The organism is Mucilaginibacter yixingensis (genome assembly GCF_041080815.1).
Taxonomy (GTDB): domain Bacteria; phylum Bacteroidota; class Bacteroidia; order Sphingobacteriales; family Sphingobacteriaceae; genus Mucilaginibacter; species Mucilaginibacter yixingensis.
Window position 1 is genome coordinate 2,878,871 of the sequence record NZ_CP160205.1, and the last position, 17,394, is coordinate 2,896,264.

At 45.9% G+C, this 17,394-nt stretch carries 15 protein-coding genes and 1 tRNA gene; 10 read left to right on the forward strand and 6 right to left on the reverse strand.

What is annotated here, in order from left to right:
- The first annotated feature begins 1 nt into the window (after position 1).
- Positions 2–1,084, forward strand: a complete 1,083-nt coding sequence (locus ABZR88_RS11700) for an SGNH/GDSL hydrolase family protein (RefSeq protein WP_107830451.1) — start codon at positions 2–4, stop codon at positions 1,082–1,084.
- 243 nt (positions 1,085–1,327) lie between these two features.
- On the opposite strand, the gene ppsA is transcribed toward ABZR88_RS11700, so the two are convergent.
- Positions 1,328–3,772, reverse strand: coding sequence for a phosphoenolpyruvate synthase (ppsA, locus tag ABZR88_RS11705; protein ID WP_107830453.1), 2,445 nt, complete (start codon positions 3,770–3,772; stop codon positions 1,328–1,330).
- A gap of 128 nt (positions 3,773–3,900) precedes the next feature.
- Between ppsA and ABZR88_RS11710 the strand changes: the two genes are divergently transcribed.
- Positions 3,901–4,794, forward strand: coding sequence for an AraC family transcriptional regulator (locus tag ABZR88_RS11710; protein ID WP_107830455.1), 894 nt, complete (start codon positions 3,901–3,903; stop codon positions 4,792–4,794).
- A gap of 29 nt (positions 4,795–4,823) precedes the next feature.
- Here the strand turns inward: ABZR88_RS11710 and ABZR88_RS11715 are convergent, their stop codons facing one another.
- From ABZR88_RS11715 to ABZR88_RS11735, 5 genes are all read right to left on the reverse strand, one after another.
- Positions 4,824–5,345 carry a hypothetical protein gene (locus tag ABZR88_RS11715; protein ID WP_107830457.1) on the reverse strand — a complete coding sequence of 174 codons (522 nt, stop codon included), beginning with the start codon at positions 5,343–5,345 and terminating at the stop codon, positions 4,824–4,826.
- 141 nt (positions 5,346–5,486) lie between these two features.
- Positions 5,487–7,493 (reverse strand): NAD-dependent DNA ligase LigA, encoded by a 2,007-nt coding sequence (gene ligA, locus ABZR88_RS11720; protein WP_107830459.1) that lies wholly within the window; start codon positions 7,491–7,493, stop codon positions 5,487–5,489.
- 122 nt (positions 7,494–7,615) lie between these two features.
- Complete coding sequence (locus tag ABZR88_RS11725) at positions 7,616–8,062, reverse strand: hypothetical protein (RefSeq protein ID WP_107830461.1); 447 nt, start codon at positions 8,060–8,062, stop codon at positions 7,616–7,618.
- 328 nt (positions 8,063–8,390) lie between these two features.
- Entirely contained in the window at positions 8,391–10,754 is a 2,364-nt protein-coding gene (locus ABZR88_RS11730) for an endonuclease MutS2 (protein WP_107830463.1), read from the reverse strand.
- A 12-nt stretch (positions 10,755–10,766) separates the two neighbouring features.
- The gene (locus ABZR88_RS11735; protein WP_107830465.1) at positions 10,767–11,228 is read right to left on the reverse strand and encodes a DUF4296 domain-containing protein; all 462 of its coding nucleotides are present in this window, start codon (positions 11,226–11,228) and stop codon (positions 10,767–10,769) included.
- A gap of 41 nt (positions 11,229–11,269) precedes the next feature.
- Here ABZR88_RS11735 and ABZR88_RS11740 point away from each other — a divergent pair, with 41 nt between their 5' ends.
- The 8 genes from ABZR88_RS11740 to ABZR88_RS11775 all read left to right on the forward strand — a co-directional run bounded on the left by ABZR88_RS11740 (position 11,270) and on the right by ABZR88_RS11775 (position 17,290).
- Positions 11,270–11,959 (forward strand): YggS family pyridoxal phosphate-dependent enzyme, encoded by a 690-nt coding sequence (locus ABZR88_RS11740; RefSeq protein ID WP_107830467.1) that lies wholly within the window; start codon positions 11,270–11,272, stop codon positions 11,957–11,959.
- 112 nt (positions 11,960–12,071) lie between these two features.
- Positions 12,072–12,548: a GNAT family N-acetyltransferase gene (locus ABZR88_RS11745; protein WP_107830469.1), complete on the forward strand. Its 477-nt coding sequence runs from the start codon at positions 12,072–12,074 to the stop codon at positions 12,546–12,548.
- A gap of 22 nt (positions 12,549–12,570) precedes the next feature.
- On the forward strand, positions 12,571–13,383 hold the full coding sequence (locus ABZR88_RS11750; protein ID WP_107830471.1) for an RsiV family protein: 813 nt from the start codon (positions 12,571–12,573) through the stop codon (positions 13,381–13,383).
- Complete coding sequence (locus tag ABZR88_RS11755) at positions 13,384–14,640, forward strand: aspartate kinase (RefSeq protein WP_107830473.1); 1,257 nt, start codon at positions 13,384–13,386, stop codon at positions 14,638–14,640. It begins immediately after the preceding gene.
- Between the two features lie 426 nt (positions 14,641–15,066).
- Positions 15,067–15,900: a phosphatidylinositol-specific phospholipase C/glycerophosphodiester phosphodiesterase family protein gene (locus ABZR88_RS11760; protein WP_107830475.1), complete on the forward strand. Its 834-nt coding sequence runs from the start codon at positions 15,067–15,069 to the stop codon at positions 15,898–15,900.
- 178 nt (positions 15,901–16,078) lie between these two features.
- Complete coding sequence (locus tag ABZR88_RS11765) at positions 16,079–16,207, forward strand: hypothetical protein (RefSeq protein ID WP_281260209.1); 129 nt, start codon at positions 16,079–16,081, stop codon at positions 16,205–16,207.
- 165 nt (positions 16,208–16,372) lie between these two features.
- A tRNA-Arg gene (locus ABZR88_RS11770) sits at positions 16,373–16,444 on the forward strand.
- A gap of 117 nt (positions 16,445–16,561) precedes the next feature.
- Entirely contained in the window at positions 16,562–17,290 is a 729-nt protein-coding gene (locus tag ABZR88_RS11775; protein WP_107830652.1) for an acyl-CoA desaturase, read from the forward strand.
- The last annotated feature ends 104 nt before the right edge of the window (positions 17,291–17,394 follow it).

Genomic DNA, 17,394 nt, shown 5'->3' on the forward strand with positions numbered 1-17,394 from the left:
TATGAGGAAGCTGATCTTAGCTACGCTACTGTTCATCCTCAGTTTCAGCACCCGTGCAGATGTTATTGTTAAGGGCGATGATGCGCACATTCATTATATGGGGCGCATTGGCAAGGCTGACGACGCATCGGTATTGAGCTGGCCGGGCACATCCGCCAGTATCAACTTTACCGGCAGTAGCGTTACCGCCACACTGGAAGATCAGTATGGCGAGAACTACTATAACGTGATTGTAGACGGACAGGTAACCAAAGTACTGCACCTCAGCAACATCAAGAAAAGCTACCTCCTGGCCGAGGGATTGTCCACCGGCAGACATCAACTCACCCTATTTAAACGTACCGAATGGGTATTTGGCAAAACCCTATTTTACCAGTTTGCCATTGCCGATGGCGGCGAGATCCTTCCCGCTCCTGAAACCAAAAGCTGCAAAATTGAATACTTTGGCGACTCCATCACCTGCGGTTATGCCGTGGAGGATTCATCCGGTCGCGACAGGGGCATCGGTCAGTTTGAGAATAACTACCTCAGCTACGCAGCCCTTGTTGCCCGCCATTACAATGCCGAATACAGTTGCATCGCCCGCAGCGGCATTGGTTTAACGTTGAGCTACTATCACCAGATTATGCCCGAGATGTATCATCTTACCGATGGCGGCGATCCGCAAAGCGAATGGAATTTCAACAAGTTCACGCCCGATATAGTAGTAATCAATTTGTTCCAGAACGATGCCGGACTATTTTATCGCTCAGACTTGCCAGAATTTAAGGCCCGCTTCGGTGACGAAGCACCAACGCCCGAAAAGATTATCAAAGCGTACCAGGATTTTATCAAACAATTGCGCTCCCAATATCCACAAGCCAGTATTATCTGTACCCTGGGCAGTATGGATGCCGTGCGCACCGGATCGCCCTGGCCAGACTATGTAAAGAAAGCCGCCGCCGGATTGGGCGATAAAAAGGTATTTGCTTATATCTATAATTACAAAAACACGCCCGGCCACCCTAACGTTGCGCAACAACAAGCCATGGCCAATCAACTCATTGCGTTTATTGATAAACATGCGCCACTAACCAGCAAGTAAACAACAAAGCGCCGCAGCTTTTTGCCACGACGCCGATTTTCACACTTATGGTTGGTTTACTTGGTTAAGGCCCTTTGTTTATTAGCCATTACGATAACCTCCCCTCTTGAGAGGGGGCGCGTTGATTGTGCGGCTGCAGGGGTGTGTCATTTCGCACGCATAAAGTACACACCCCTGCCCCCTCTCAAGAGGGGAATCGCTCCTTTCCTGGCTCTTCTCAATACATGACGCCGGGAGGGGTTTTTACACCGCCTTCGCTAAAACCTTCTGTCGCTCAATCTTATCAATCGCCTCAACGGTTTTCAGGAACGAGTCTGGCGTTACTGAAAGACTGTCTATCCCCTCTTCTACCAGAAACTGGGCAAAGTCAGGATAATCTGACGGACCTTGTCCGCAGATACCTACTTTAACGCCTGCTTTCTTGGCTGTGCGAATCAGTTGAGAGATCATTGATTTTACGGCGTCGTTACGCTCGTTGTACAAGCCTGCCACCAGCGCCGAATCACGATCCAGCCCCAGCACCAATTGGGTTAAATCATTTGAACCGATAGAGAACCCATCAATATGTTTGGCAAACTGCTCAGCCAGGATAACATTAGACGGAACCTCGGCCATCAGGAACACTTCCAAACCTTCCTGACCGCGTACCAGGCCATACTCGCGCATGGTATCATACACCAGCATCAGCTCGCTAATGGTGCGGCAGAATGGAATCATCACCACCACATTTTTCAAGCCCATTACCTCGCGCACTTTCTTAATGGCTTTACACTCCATCCCAAACGATGCTTTATAAGCACCAGAATAGTAGCGTGAAGCACCTCTCCAGCCAATCATCGGGTTTTCTTCGGCCGGCTCAAAGTAACTTCCGCCGGGCATGTTGTAATACTCGTTTGTTTTAAAATCAGAGAAACGAACAATTACCTTCTGCGGATAAAATGCGGCGGCAATTTTTGCTACGCCGTAAGACAGTTTTTCAATAAAGTAAGTTTCGCCGTCGCCGTAACCTTTAATGGCTTCGGTTATCTGTAGGGTCAGAGCCTCATCATTCAGCTCTTTATAACCGAGCAGCGCCTGAGGGTGTATCTTGATATAATTGTTGATCACAAATTCCTCGCGCGCCAAACCCACACCACGGTGCGGATAGCCGGCCAGTTTAAAAGCTACATCAGGTGAGGCTACGTTCATCATTACCGGGGTAGCAGTTTCTGGCAACAGGCTCAGGTCATGCTCATGCATGGTGTAGTTAATCTTGCCTGCATACACCATCCCGTTGTCGCCTTCGGCACAGCTAGCGGTAATCAACATGCCATCATTCAGCAATTCGGTAGCGTTACCACAACCCACAATGGCTGGCACACCCAGCTCGCGGGCCACAATAGCAGCGTGACAGGTGCGCCCACCTTTATTGGTGATAATGGCAGCAGCCTTTTTCATCAGAGGCTCCCAGTCGGGGTCGGTCATATCGGTTACCAGTACGTCGCCGGCGTTGAAATCAACGTGAGCAATATCGGTACTATCAATATGGTGCAGCAAACGCACTTTGCCATCTGCAATTTTATCGCCTACGGCAATACCTTGTAAAATCAGGTGCTCGGCGCGACTGGCATCTTCCATATGGTAAACGGTGATGCTATTATCAGCCTTACGCGAGTGGATAGTTTCCGGACGGGCCTGCACAATAAACAGTTCGCCGCTTTCGCCATCCAATGCCCATTCCACATCCATTGGGCACCATTTACCTTTCAACGTGGCATAATATCGTTCTATAGATGTTACCCAGGTGGCTAGTTTTAATGTCTCATCATCGGTCAAACAAAATCTTTCTCTGTCGGCCTCGCTTGTTTCTATTACTTTAACGCGGGCTTCACCTACTGCTCCATAAACCATTTTTTGGTTTTTATCGCCCAGTTTTTTTTCAATTAACGGACGCAGGTCGCCTTTATCTAACAATGGTTTAAATACAGTGAACTCATCGGGCTTAACTGCGCCTTGAACCACCATTTCGCCTAAGCCAAATGAGCCGTTAATTACAACTACATCTTTAAAGCCGCTCTCGGTATCGAGTGAGAAAGCCACGCCTGAAGCACCCAGATCTGAACGTACCATCTTTTGCACGCAGACAGACAGGCCGATCAGGAAACCGTCATAACCGAAGCTTTTGCGGTAGCTGATGGCACGATCTGTAAACAACGAGGCAAAGCAGTTACGGATAGCATCCATCAGATCTGCAGTGCCGCTAACGTTCAGATAAGTATCCTGCTGACCGGCAAATGATACATCGGGCAGATCCTCGGCAGTAGCTGATGATCTTACGGCTACGTCTACATTGTTTTTGCCATAGTAGTTACACAGATCAGCATAGGCGTTAATGACCTCTGTGCGCATTGATTGTGGGAAATGTCCATCGCGGATCAATCCGCGGATCGTGCGGCCACATTGTTTCAGCTGCACCAGGTCATTAACGTCAGTTTTGCTGATCAGGTTGGTGATATGTGTTGTGAGATGATTATGCGTAATAAAATCATAATAAGCCTGTGCGGTGATAATAAACCCGAACGGAATATTGATGCCCAATAAACCCAGGTTCTGCAGCATCTGCCCAAGCGATGCGTTTTTGCCGCCAACTTTATCAATATCGTTCAGGCCGGCCTCATTTAGTTTTAGGGTGTAACTCATTGTTTTCATAAGTCTTTGATTTGGTATGATACAAATCTAGGTTGGTTTAGAATTTCAAATGAGCTTATTGAAACTAAAAATGATATTATATTAACCATATTTAACAATCTATCACTAAATTTGGTTACTATCATACAATGAAAGCTCGTTTAAAGATATTGGAATCCTTCCCTGACAGGTCATTCAACCTGCAGTTGACGGGGCATTATCACTCTTATAACGAGCTTCACTACCACGCCGAACTGGAACTGATCTATGTGATTGAGGGCACCGGGACCCTACTGGTAGGCAACCGGATTGAACAGGTAAACGAGGGAGACCTGTTTCTAATCGGGCGCAACGTTCCCCATATGTTTCGTTTTGAGACTTACATTTATCAAAATCCACTATTGCAATTAGGCCGCATGGATGCGCCCTTACAATTATTGACGCTGCATTTTAATCCGGATGTTTTTGGCAGTCAGTTTATCAATCTGCCCGAAAATCGGTTTATTCAAAACGTTATCAAAAAGGCCGAACAGGTGCAGCAATTTTATGACGGCATGCGTAATGAACTGGTAACAATGCTCAACCAATTGCTCAAAATCGAATCACACGGCCGGTTATTTTTACTAATGCAATTGCTGGCGCGAATTGCCGAGGGCAAAGAATATCGGTTTCTAGCCGCGGATACCAACCTGGCGGCTTATAACAATGCCGACGAAACCCGGCTTACTAAAATTTACTTATACACGCTCAACAACTTTCATCATACCATCAAGCTAAAGGAGATTGCCGCCACGGTTTACATGGTACCCAACGCTTTTTGCCGCTATTTTAAACAGCGAACCAATAAAAGTTATTTTGACTTTTTGCTGGAGGTACGTATTAACCATGCGCAGAAATTACTGAAGGAAAGCGATTACAGCATGGTGGTCATCAGCTATGAATCGGGTTTTACCAATCTCTCTAACTTTAACCGGTATTTCAAGGCACTTACCGGCAGCACTCCGCTGCAAAGCCGCAAGGCATATCGTAGCTTAGCCCGTTAAAAAGGGCGCTTGCGGCGCCCTGTAAATCTCTAAGTCTCGATGTGTTCTCGCTCCTGAACGAAGGACCGATTACCATAATCGGCTTGATGACTAAAATCCGGGGTATTTGACCTGTTTACTTGCCTGGTATTAGCTGGTTCGCCTACCATTTGCTGTTCGGACTGTTTCTGCGGACTGTCAATATGGGTGTGTGCAGCCTCATAATCTGGTGCCCCCTGTTGATACACCGGCTTAAAATTATTGTTTTCGGGATACTCCTCAGACGGTGCCGTTCTGGCAAAATAGGCGTTGGTATACCCCGCATAACGTGACGGGTTAGCCGGATCATCACCCAACGGCGTTGGATTACCATCTTGCTGAAACTTATGGCCTCCCATTGGCAGCCCTTCATGCACATTATGCATTTTGCCTTGCCCTAATATGGCGCTGCGACGCAGGTCCTTCTCCTCTACCCCGTTATGGTCATTTTCTACCCGATAGCCACCTGCCTGGGCTTTATTAGCGGCGTGCTCATCCTGATTACTCCGCGGTGTGTTTTCATCGTACTGCATAGTAATACGTTTTGGTGTATATATTACCAATAAGCATTTGGGAAATTTGTTTCAGGTTTATTGAAATAGCGATGACGCATTGAAAAAGCGAAACAAAAAGAGCCACAAATATGTGGCTCTACAATGTTAAAAAAGAAAGGTTTATAACATCGCCATTAGTTCCGTATCGCTAATAATCGGGATATTCAGTTTGGTAGCTTTCTCCAATTTTGATGGGCCCATATTATCGCCAGCCACCAGGTAATTGAGTTTGGCCGAAATACTGCTTAAAATCTTGCCGCCGTTCTGTTCAATAATGCGGGTCAACTCATCTCGTGATACTGCAAAAGTGCCGGAGATGATAAATGTTTTGCCCGCCAGTTTATCGCTTGCCAGCTCTACCGTTTTTTCTTCGGCAACCAATTGCAACCCTTGCCCGCGCAATTTTTCTATCTGGGCACGATGCTCGGCTCCACTGAAATACTCGGTAATACTCTGGGCTATACGTTCGCCAATTTCTTCGGCGGCGGTTAACTCTTCAACACTGGCAGCCATCAGGTTATCAATGTTTTTAAAGTATGTGGCCAGTTTGCGGGCCACGGTTTCGCCTACGTAGCGAATCCCCAAGCCGAACAGCACTTTCTCAAATGGCATTTGCTTAGAACGCTCAATACCATCCAGCATATTGGTGATAGATTTCTCGCCGAAGCGTTCCATCTTTTTCAGTTCTTCTTCATGCTGCTTCAGTTCATACAGATCGCTAATGTGGCAGGCAAAACCTTTCTGGTAAAGCGTCTCGATGGTTTCGTCGCCCAGGCCATCAATATTCATCGCCTTACGACCGATAAAATGCTGCATCTTCCCTACTATCTGCGGCTGGCAACCCTCATCATTGGGGCAATACCAGGCAGCCTCGCCCTCTTTCCGTTCCAGCAAAGTATCACAAACCGGACAGTGCGTTACGTAATGGATGGGCTCTGCACCTGCCTTACGTTTATCGGTATTTACGCTGATGATCTTGGGGATGATTTCACCGCCTTTTTCTACATAAACAGAATCCCCCTCGTGCAGATCCAAACGCGCCATTTCATTGGCATTATGCAGCGTGGCACGCTTAACCGTAGTGCCCGCCAACAGTACCGGCTTCAGATTAGCTACCGGGGTAACTGCGCCTGTACGGCCTACCTGATAGCTTACACTTTGCAGTTCTGTTTCTACACGTTCGGCAGCGTATTTATAGGAGATGGCCCAACGCGGCGATTTGGCTGTGAAGCCCAGCTCTTGCTGCTGCGCGTAACTATTTACTTTGATAACGATGCCGTCAATATCATAGCTCAGTTCATGGCGGCGCTCACCCCATTCAGCTATAAAGGCCAGCACATCACGGATGTCTTTACAAAGTCTGTTATGCTCATTTACATGGAACCCCCAGCCTTTTACGGCCTGCAAACTTTCCCAATGGGTTTTAAACTGTTGCTTCTCTGTATAAAGGAAATATAAATAAGTATCCAGCGGGCGTTTGGCTACCTCGGTAGAATCCTGCAACTTGATGGTACCCGACGCAAAGTTGCGCGGATTAGCATACGGCACCTCGCCAGCCTCAACGCGTTCGTTGTTCAATCGCTCAAAGGCTTTGAGGTGCATAAATACTTCGCCGCGAATTTCAAACTCATCGGGGTAGTCACCGGTCTTTAACTTTTTCGGTACGTTGTGGATGGTGCGCACATTGGCAGTAACATCATCACCTTGTACGCCATCGCCGCGGGTTACGGCACGCAGCAACTGACCGCCTTTGTAGCTTAAACTCATAGAAAGGCCGTCAAACTTCAGCTCGCACACGTATTCAAAATTGTCGCCCAGCGCTTTACGAATACGGTTATCAAAATCAACCAGTTCCTGCTCGTTATAGGTATTACCTAACGATAGCATAGGCCAACGGTGGCGCACGGTCTGAAACTCTTTAGTAATCTCTCCCCCAACCCGTTGCGTTGGCGAGTCGGCTGATAAATATTCGGGATATTGCTTTTCCAGATCGGCCAGTTCGCGCAGTTTCTTGTCGAAATCAAAATCGCTGATGGTGGGCATGGCCAGCACATAATAGTTATAATTATGCTGCTTTAGCTCGGCCGAAAGTTCTTCTATACGTTGTTTTGCCTGGGTTGATGACATAAGCGAAGATAGAAATGTGATCTGAAATTTACAGAATTATTAAGAGAGTAATAAGAAAGTCAATCAAGACTAGTGCTAGAGAAACAGGACATTATCCAAAGAATATTCTGCCATGTACACATCTACTCAACCGAGATATCAATTGGATTTTTTAGATTAAATCTCCATATACAATCCAGGGTGGTTTTAGCTATCAAATAATCTTCTTCTATCACTAACTGATTAAATGGGTTGGATTCGGTTAGGTAGACAAGCCAGATCATTTCTTTCGATTCCAAATCAATAACAGCTACAAATCCATCGCTCCCATAGCTTGCTTCTCCCGCTATTACCTCAATATTATTTTTATCATCAATAATTCTGGCTAAAACCGCGCAACTTCCCTCATATAGGTTCCCTTTATTTTCAAGGCTATTAATTGAGGTTTTATCAGCTGAACGAACACTATACTTAATTAAAGGCTGAAATTCTAGTTTTACATCCAACAGTTGGATAGTACCATCTGAATAAATTATTCCGTTTATTATCGGGCACTCTAAATGGTTTATAAAATCCGCTATAGTCTTCATTTTAATAACCCTTATGGCGTTCCCCTCGGGCCAGGCTTTCCGTTCATACGCCTACAAGCCTTAGGCTCTAGGCCGGTATCCACTTCAATCCTTAACGCTAAATGTTTGAACTCAAATTTATAGAAAATAGAAACTTATCGAACTCCTATTTCCAACTTGTCATTCCGAAGGAACTAGGCAAGGTGCTGTGTGCTGGCGTGAGGAGAAATCTTAGACGATTGCCATATCCACATGAAAAGCATGGGGCTAAGATTTTTTCACTTCGTTCAAGAGAGTAGTTCTCCCGTTGGTCGAAATGACATGATGTTTTTAAAAATCCAGAAAAGGCTTACCTCAAATAAACATAAGTAATCCCTGCCCCACCTCTGTCCGGATGCTCATCTTCCATGTGGCTCACCTGCTCGTATTTGCGCAGGTACTCGCGGATCAGTTTGCGCAGGATGCCATCCCCCTTACCATGTAGTACTTTTAGGGTGTTGTAACCCATCATTATCGCCCGGTCCAGCACTTTTTCTATGGCATACAGCGCTTCTTCTCCCCGCATGCCGCGCACATCAATCTCCGGACTAAAATTTGCGGCATCACTGGTTGAGGTGTTATAACTTTTACGGATCTCCTTCGGGATTTCTTTCTTAGACACCCGCTGCACACGTTTCTTTTTTACTACCGTGCGCAAATCGCCAATGGCAATGATGACGTTATCTTTCACCAGCTCCATTACCTGGCCGGTGGTATCGCTGTCGGTCAGCTTTACCCAATCGCCTGGCTTTATTTCATCGTCTTCAGGGGCCACCTGTTTTGGTTTTTCCTGTACTATCGTATTTTTCTGTAGCTCCTTGTTCAGGTTCTCACGCAGGTTACGGGTTTTCTCTTTGTCTGCCTGGCTGCTTTTTATTTCAGAAATCGTATTTTCTACCAGCTTATTAGCGTCAAGGATGATGTTTTTGGCCTGCTGTTTCGCTTCGCGGATGAGGGCTTTCTGGTTTTCTTCCAGGTAGTTTTTCAGCTGCTCATTCTCCTTCAGCAAGATATCAACCCGGCGCTGCTGTTTATCCAGTTGCAGGCGCGAGTCGATGATCTCCTTTTTCTCACGCTCCAAATCCACCAACAGCGTATCCACCTTCTTCTGGCTCGCGCCGATCTTATTTTTAGCCAGGTTAAGCACATTTTGCGGCAGGCCAATCTTTTGCGCAATCTCAAACGCATAAGAACTACCTGGCTTACCCACTTCAAGGATGTACATTGGCCGCATCTCCACGTTATCAAACAGCATCGAAGCGTTCTCTAACCCTTCGGCATTGCTGGCAAAGATCTTTAGGTTAGAATAGTGGGTGGTTACCATGCCGCGCACTTTCTTGTGGTTTAACGCCTCCAACACAGCTTCGGCTATCGGGCCGCCAAATTGCGGATCGGTACCGGTACCAAACTCATCAATCAGAATCATGGTTTTGCCATTGGCCTGCTCCACAAAATATTTCATTTTAGAGAGATGCGCGCTGTAGGTACTCAAATCGCTTTCGATACTTTGGTCGTCGCCAATATCAACAAACAACTGCTTGAAAACCCCCATCACGCTGTTATCCGCAGCGGGAATCAGTAAGCCGGCCTGCACCATCATCTGCAGCAGTCCTACGGTCTTCATACAAACCGATTTACCGCCGGCATTAGGGCCAGATACTACTACCACACGTGTACCGTCATCGATCTGCACATTTAGCGGCACTACCGTTTTCTGCTCTTTTTTAAAGCTGAGGAACAGCAGCGGGTGACGCGCATTGATCAGTTTTACGCGGGCTTCGTTCACCAGTCCAGGCATTTCGGCCTCAATATCTATAGCAAACAGGGCTTTGGCGCGTACAAAGTCAAGCTTGGTTAATAGACCGTGATAGGACAGCAAGAGCGGCACGTACGGACGCAATTCATCCGTCAGCGCGGTCAAGATCTTCACAATTTCACGGCGACGCTCAAACTCCAGGTCGCGCACACGATTGTTCAGCGTAAAAACTTCTTCAGGTTCAATGTAAACCGTTTGGCCCGATGATGATTCATCGTGGATAAAACCTTTCAGCTTACGCTTGTTCTCGGCCAGCACCGGGATACACAGGCGACCATCGCGCACGGTCAGCGATCCATCGGCCGTCCAGCCATTGGCGGTGGCACTTTTAAATATCTGGTCAATTTTGCGGCGGGCTTCCTGCTCGGCTTTGGCAATGCTCGTAGTAATCTCCAGCAGGTCGCGTGAGGCATTCGGCCTGATCTTGCCCTTCTGATCAATCACCGCATCAATCTTTTTAAGGATTGACCGTTCTATCGGCAAGTGCTCAAACAGCGCTTCCAGGTTGGGGTATTGCCCTTCGCGCTCGTTAAAATAACCTATCACGGCAAACACCGTGCTTAGCGATGCCTGGATCTGGAAAAATTCTTCTTCGGTAAGAAAAGCCCCTTCTACCCTGGCTTTGTTAGCCAGCGTTTTAATATCAAAAAAATGCTGAATGGGCAGTGCAGCATCATTCAGCAATATATTTTTAAACTCGTGCGCCTGGCTCAGAAACTTTTGAATCTGGTCAAAATGATTCATCACCTGTATCTTGTCCACCAATTGCTGGCCCATCACGCTCAGGCAATGTGCTTTTATCAGCTCTTTAATTTCGGTGAACCCTAACTTATCGGCACTGTTTTGCGGGTACAACATGTGGTTCACTGTTTATTGTTTTTTAAATGGCGCCTGGCCAGTACCCGGTTTATTTGCTGGCGCGCTGTTTTGTGCGGGTATTTGCACCGGCGTTGTATTATTACCTGGCTTTGGCGGCGGGCCGGCAGGCAATTTGGTTAGTGAATCGACACGTTTTTGCAAAATGGTTACTACGTTAGTATACACGTCATTCAGCTTTTTGGGGTGTTCGGTGTACCACAGATAACTCTTTCTAAAAGCAGCGCTATCGGTGTTGTATTTTTTAAACACCGTTACAAAAGTGCCCATGCCATGCAGGTAAATAGAATCGGGCATCTGATTTCCGGTCATCAGGTTGCCATCAACCTGATGTATTTCAGCACAAAGGCTGGCCATACGATCAATTGGTATGATGTTGGCAGGTACGGTTTCTTCGTTTATACAGCCTGCAAAAGCAAGCGTTACCAAAAAAAACAAATATTTATATATACGCATTCTGTAATTTAGCGGCGGTTAACAGGCAAAATTACGGATAAATGAGCATTGCAGATAACTTAAAGGAATTAAAAAAAGAGACCGACCAATATAATGTTACACTGGTGGCAGTTTCTAAAACCAAACCGGTAGAAGACATACAGGAGGCCTATGATGCCGGTCAGCGCATTTTTGGCGAAAACCAGGTGCAGGAGCTAATGGAGAAATACGATAAGTTGCCAACGGATATTGAATGGCACCTGATCGGTCACCTGCAAACTAATAAGGTGAAATATATTGCGCCTTTCATCAGCATGATCCAGTCTGTAGATAGTCTGAAGTTACTGCAGGAGATCAACAAACAGGCCGAAAAGAACAAACGTGTGATTGACTGCCTGTTGCAGGTATACATTGCCGACGAGGAAACCAAATACGGCCTGAGCTTTGACGAGGTGATAGAACTGCTGCGCAGCCCTGAATACCTTGAACTGAAAAACATCCGCATCCGCGGACTGATGGGCATTGCTACCAATACCGATAACGAAAAGCAGATCAAAGAAGAGTTTTACGAACTGGATACCTTTTTTGACGGTTTGACCCAAAGCTTTTTCAGGAAAGACGACAGCTTTGACGAACTATCTATGGGCATGTCATCAGACTATAAGATAGCGATGGAACAAGGCTGCACCATGATACGCGTAGGCAGCACAGTTTTTGGGAAAAGGGTGATCAAGCATTGGAAAAATAATTAAAGCGCCTCTCCCCGGCCCTCTCCTTTGGAGAGGAAGGTAATAACTTCATAAAGTCCAGCCCTTCGGGGGGAATTTAGGAGGGGTTTCTCAGAGAGGATTTAGGAGAGATAAAATGACCAACAACATCTCAATCCGCGTAGCTAAAAAAGACGATTGCCCGCGCTTGATGGACCTGATCCATGAACTGGCATTGTTTGAGCGTGCGCCAGAAGAAGTTACCGTTACACTGGCCGAGTTTGAGGAAGCCGGCTTTGGCAGCAAGCCCGTTTGGAAAGCCTTTATAGCAGAGGCAGATGGCTTTATTGTGGGTATGTCACTTTACTATGTGCGTTATTCTACATGGAAAGGTCAGCGCCTTTACCTGGAAGATTTGATTGTTACCGAAAGCTGGCGCGGTAAAGGTATTGGCAAACTATTGTTTGACCGTACTGTACAGGAGGCGCACGAGATGGGGTTTGCCGGCATGGTTTGGCAAGTGCTGGATTGGAATGAACCGGCCATCAACTTTTATAAAAAATATGGCGCCGCATTTGATGCCGGCTGGCTTAATGTTGCGCTAAGCAAACAGCAATTACAGTTGTTAAGCTAAAAAGGTAAATAGCCAACCATCCATGAAAAAGTCTATCGCCACCATAAAAGCTTCGCTTGTAACCGGCACCCTGGCACTGCTCATGCTGAGCGCCTGCAAATGGCGTCACCCAAACCTGACGCACGCCGCTATTACCCGCGATACACTTAAATATAAATACCAGGAATATACCCAAAAGGCCGGCGATTGCGGCAAACGTGCCGATAGCAGTTGCAGCAATGTGCGCTTTAGCTACCCGGAATTTGACCAGCCTGAATTAAATGGTGAAGTACAGGCGCGGATGGTAAGCCTGTTCCAGTTTCATGGATTTGGAAAAGCACGAAGCATGGAGCAGTTGGCAGATGATTTTCTAGCCATTTACAAGGCAGACTCATCTCAAAACAAATTATCTTATTTATTGCACATAAACGCGCGGGTTATCACGCAGGATTCAAGTTTGACTACCTTGCAGGTATCAGGCGAACAATTCTCGGGCAAAGGCCACGGTGGCAGTATGATTACCTTTGTTAACTGGAACAACAAAACCAAACAACCATTAGCGTTAGAGGACATACTGAAAGATAACTCGGCAGATCGCCTGAACGCTGTGGCTGAAAAGCTTTTCCGCGCACGTGAGAACCTGGCCGACACGGCGTCGTTAAAAGACTATTTTTTTGATCATGATAAATTTCAATTGAACGAGAATTTTCTGATCACCCCTATCGGGCTGCGTTTCCTCTATAATCAACAAGAAATAAAACCTGCTGCTGCCGGGCAAACAGACTTGCTTATTCCCTACCCGTTTATCAGGGAGTTGCTCAAACCCAACACAGTTATAGCACAGTATCATCCATAAATGAAAGTATTTAAATTCGGTGGGGCATCGGTTAAAGATGCTGCGGGCGTTATCAACCTCGCCAATATTGTTAAAAAATTCAGCGGTGAGCATTTGCTCGTTGTGGTATCTGCCATGGGCAAAACCACCAATGCACTGGAAAAACTGGCGCGCGCTTATTTTGACCAGGGCGATGATATGCACGATATTTTTGAAGAAATCAAGCAATATCATTACCAGATTATGCACGAGCTGTTTGCCGAAGGGCACCCGGTGTTTAACGAGGTAAACAACACCTTTGTGGAGATTGACTGGATGCTGGAAGACGAGCCGCAGGATCATTTTGATTTTATCTATGACCAGATCGTTTCCATCGGCGAATTGGTTTCAACCCGCATTGTTGATGCCTGCCTGAATCAAGAAGACATAAAAAGCCGTTGGATAGATGTGCGCAGCTATATTCATACCGATAATACCTATCGTGCCGGACAAGTGAACATGGAGAAAAGCTGCGCCGATATACAACAGGATATCCCCGCTTTGCTGGAAAAACATGTAGTGGTTACCCAGGGTTTCCTGGGCGGCACATCAGAGAATTTCACCACTACGCTGGGCAGAGAGGGTTCTGACTATACAGCAGCTATCTTCGCCGCCTGCCTCAAGGCAGAATCGGCCACTATTTGGAAAGATGTTCCCGGCGTGCTTAACGCCGACCCAAAGCTGTTTAGCGACACCGTAAAGTTTGATGAACTGAGCTATAACGAAGCCATTGAGATGACTTACTATGGCGCCACCGTTATCCACCCTAAAACCATTAAGCCGTTGCAAAACGCAGGCATCCCGTTGCTGGTAAAGCCTTTTGGCGATGCCAATGCACCAGGCACGGTGATCAGAGAGATGGAATATCAAAAGATCACCAAGCCCATCGTCATTGTTAAGCCGAACCAAATTCTATTCTCTATATCGGCAAAAGACTATTCTTTCATCACAGAAAATCACCTGAGCGATATTTTCGGGCTGTTTGCTCAAAACCACATTGCTATTAATACGATGCAAACATCGGCCCTGAGTTTCTCGGCCTGTATTGATACTTATGACAATCGCTTTGAAGTGCTGCTATCCGGCTTACAAAAAGATTTTAAGGTGCGCTACAATACCGGTTTGCAACTGATTACCATCAGACATTATCAAACCGGCGATATCCAATCGTTCACCAGTGGCAAGACGGTATTGTTGGAGCAGTTTAGCCGTAATACTGCGCAAATGGTGGTAAAGTAGGTTACTCTTATTTGTTTCGTCTTCAGCTATAAGACTTATAAAATTTGCTGTCATCCCGAACGAAAGAGAGGGATCTTTTCGATTTTGCATCCCGCAGATCGCTCCGAAAAGATCTCTCCCTGCGGTCGAGATGACAGCTTTTTTTATTCTATCCCAGAAAACGCTTTCATCGCGCTCCATAATATCGGTAAACAAGCGAAAACATGCTGCTTTGCACTTGGATCATAATGCGATGGTCCTTTTTAAACGCATGCAGTACGTTTTGTAATTCCCAACTTACGGGAGTTACTTTGCCGGGCTCAAATGGTTATCGCCGTGCCCTTTGGCACATCGTTTGCATTAATAAGTAATGAATGATTGGTATTCGGTAATTCCTCATCAAAAATTCATACTGGTTTGTTAACTTACACTTCCTGATAAGTGAACATGAAGATATTAGCGAAAGCGCCTTTCGGGCTGTTGATTGTATTTTTACTACTCCACCCCTTTGCCGGCAAAGCGCAGAATATGCCGTTGGCAAACGCGTTTTCGCATAATGACTATCAGCATAAACTTCCTCTTTTTGATGCCATAGACAACGGCTACACCTACATTGAGGCCGATGTTTACGTGCATAAAAACCGACTAGTGGTAACGCATGTGCTGCCACTCATTCACCACCACCGTACACTGGAAGGGCTTTACCTGCAGCCACTGGCCGAGTATATCAGTGCCAACAACGGCCAAATCTACCCCGGTTATAACCACCCGGTTACGCTGATGATTGATATCAAGTCTGATCCGGCTAAAACTTATGCCCTGCTCAGGCCTCTACTGGAAAAATACCGCAGCATGTTGAACGGTCCCGTACGAGTGGTACTATCAGGCAACAAACCTTACGGACTGGTTAAGGCCGATACTGCCAAACTGGTAACATTAGACGCCGACTTGCGCAAAATTAACCGCAACGCCCCCGGCGACAGCACATTCTTAGCTATGGCCAGCTGCAAATACTCTAAACTGCTAAAATGGAAAGGCACAGGCGCATTATCAATGCGCGACAAGCAGCGACTGACCGCTTATGTTGACCAGGCACACCTTTATGGCGCCAAAGTGCGTCTATGGCATTCGCCAGACAGCCCTGTGGTTTGGAACCAGCTACTGCAATGCGGCGTAGACCTGATCAATACCGATAAATTAAGCCGTCTGCGTAATTTCTTAGAACAAAAAGCCCCCGTAACAGAGCACTCAAAGTCCGTGATCTCCCCGGTCTCTCAATAAAGAACCAGCGCTTCCATAACTAACGCTTTTTAGGTTACCTTCCCTCAAGGTGTTTTTGGCATTCATCGATACAAAATGTTTATCTATCGATGCCCATCCTCCTTCGGCATAAACATTGCAATATAATTGGTCCTGATAATTCAAATTAATGATCTGTAGACCTAAAATTTAAGAGACGATGGAGCCTTTAATTGCCAAACTTTTAATAGGCATGCTGGTAATTGCCTACGTGTGTGGAAGTGCTAACTTGAACTGGGTACGCAACCCGAAACTACTTTTCAGAAGCCGTTCCTACAGAAAAAGCTAACTTACAACTTACTATATCATAATGGTAATCAACTGTAGTAGCTGAATAAAGCGGTGTATTCCCGACGAGATTCGAACTCATATCTTCAGCCCCTGATTGAACGGTGCAATAAGTAATAAGATTGCCCCACTTTGATTGCTGCATTTTTATATCTTTGCAGCGCTTGTCCCCGTAGTTCAATGGATAGAATGTCAGATTCCGGTTCTGATGATATGAGTTCGAATCTCGTCGGGGACACACAAAAGGGACAGACTGGATAAATCTGGTTTAGTCCCTTTTTTATTATCCCTGTAACACCAACGCAGTGAGGAGGTTACAGTTTATTAACGCTGCAATATATTATAATACCACATGCTGATTATCATCACATTCTTTTTGTGTCATTGGTTTCTTTCTTTATTCTTTCAAACGTTTTTCTTGCATAGATATGCATCTCATAAAATGTTCAAAATGAATATCTTTTGGGAGCGCACCTTTTATTTTATGACGTTTTTCTTTCAGGGTTCGTCGTTTTTAAATCCACGTGCTTACGCCATTATGCACCGCATGCACCATGCTTATAGCGATACAGAGAAAGACCCGCACTCGCCGCACTTTATCAAAGACATTTGGGGATTGATGATGAAAACTAAAGACATCTATCTTTCCTACAGGAAGTTTAAAACAGAACCAGAGCCAGAGTTTCGCGATCGTTACCCAACATGGGATTTTGTAGACCGTTTTGGCGATCTATGGATAACCCGCATTTTCTTCATCGCATTTTACATTGCCTTTTATATTGCGTTTGCACCTTATTGGTGGTTATATCTGTTGTTACCTATCCACTTTTTGATGGGCCCTATCCACGGTGCTATTGTAAACTGGTGCGGCCATAAATATGGCTACAGCAACTTTGACAATGGCGACCACAGCAAAAACACTTTACCGTTGGATTTTCTGATGCTGGGTGAGCTGTTCCAGAACAACCACCACAAAAAACCAAATGACGTTAACTTTGCCAAACGTTGGTTTGAGCTGGATCCTACTTATCCGGTTATCAAATTAATGCACGCGTTACGAATTATAAAACTGAGGAAAGTATAGTCATATATCTAATCCGTTTACTCATACCAAAGCCTTTCAGTTAAACTGGGAGGCTTTTTGCTTTTACTCCATCCTGCCGTATCCTGAAGCAAGTAATTTTATAG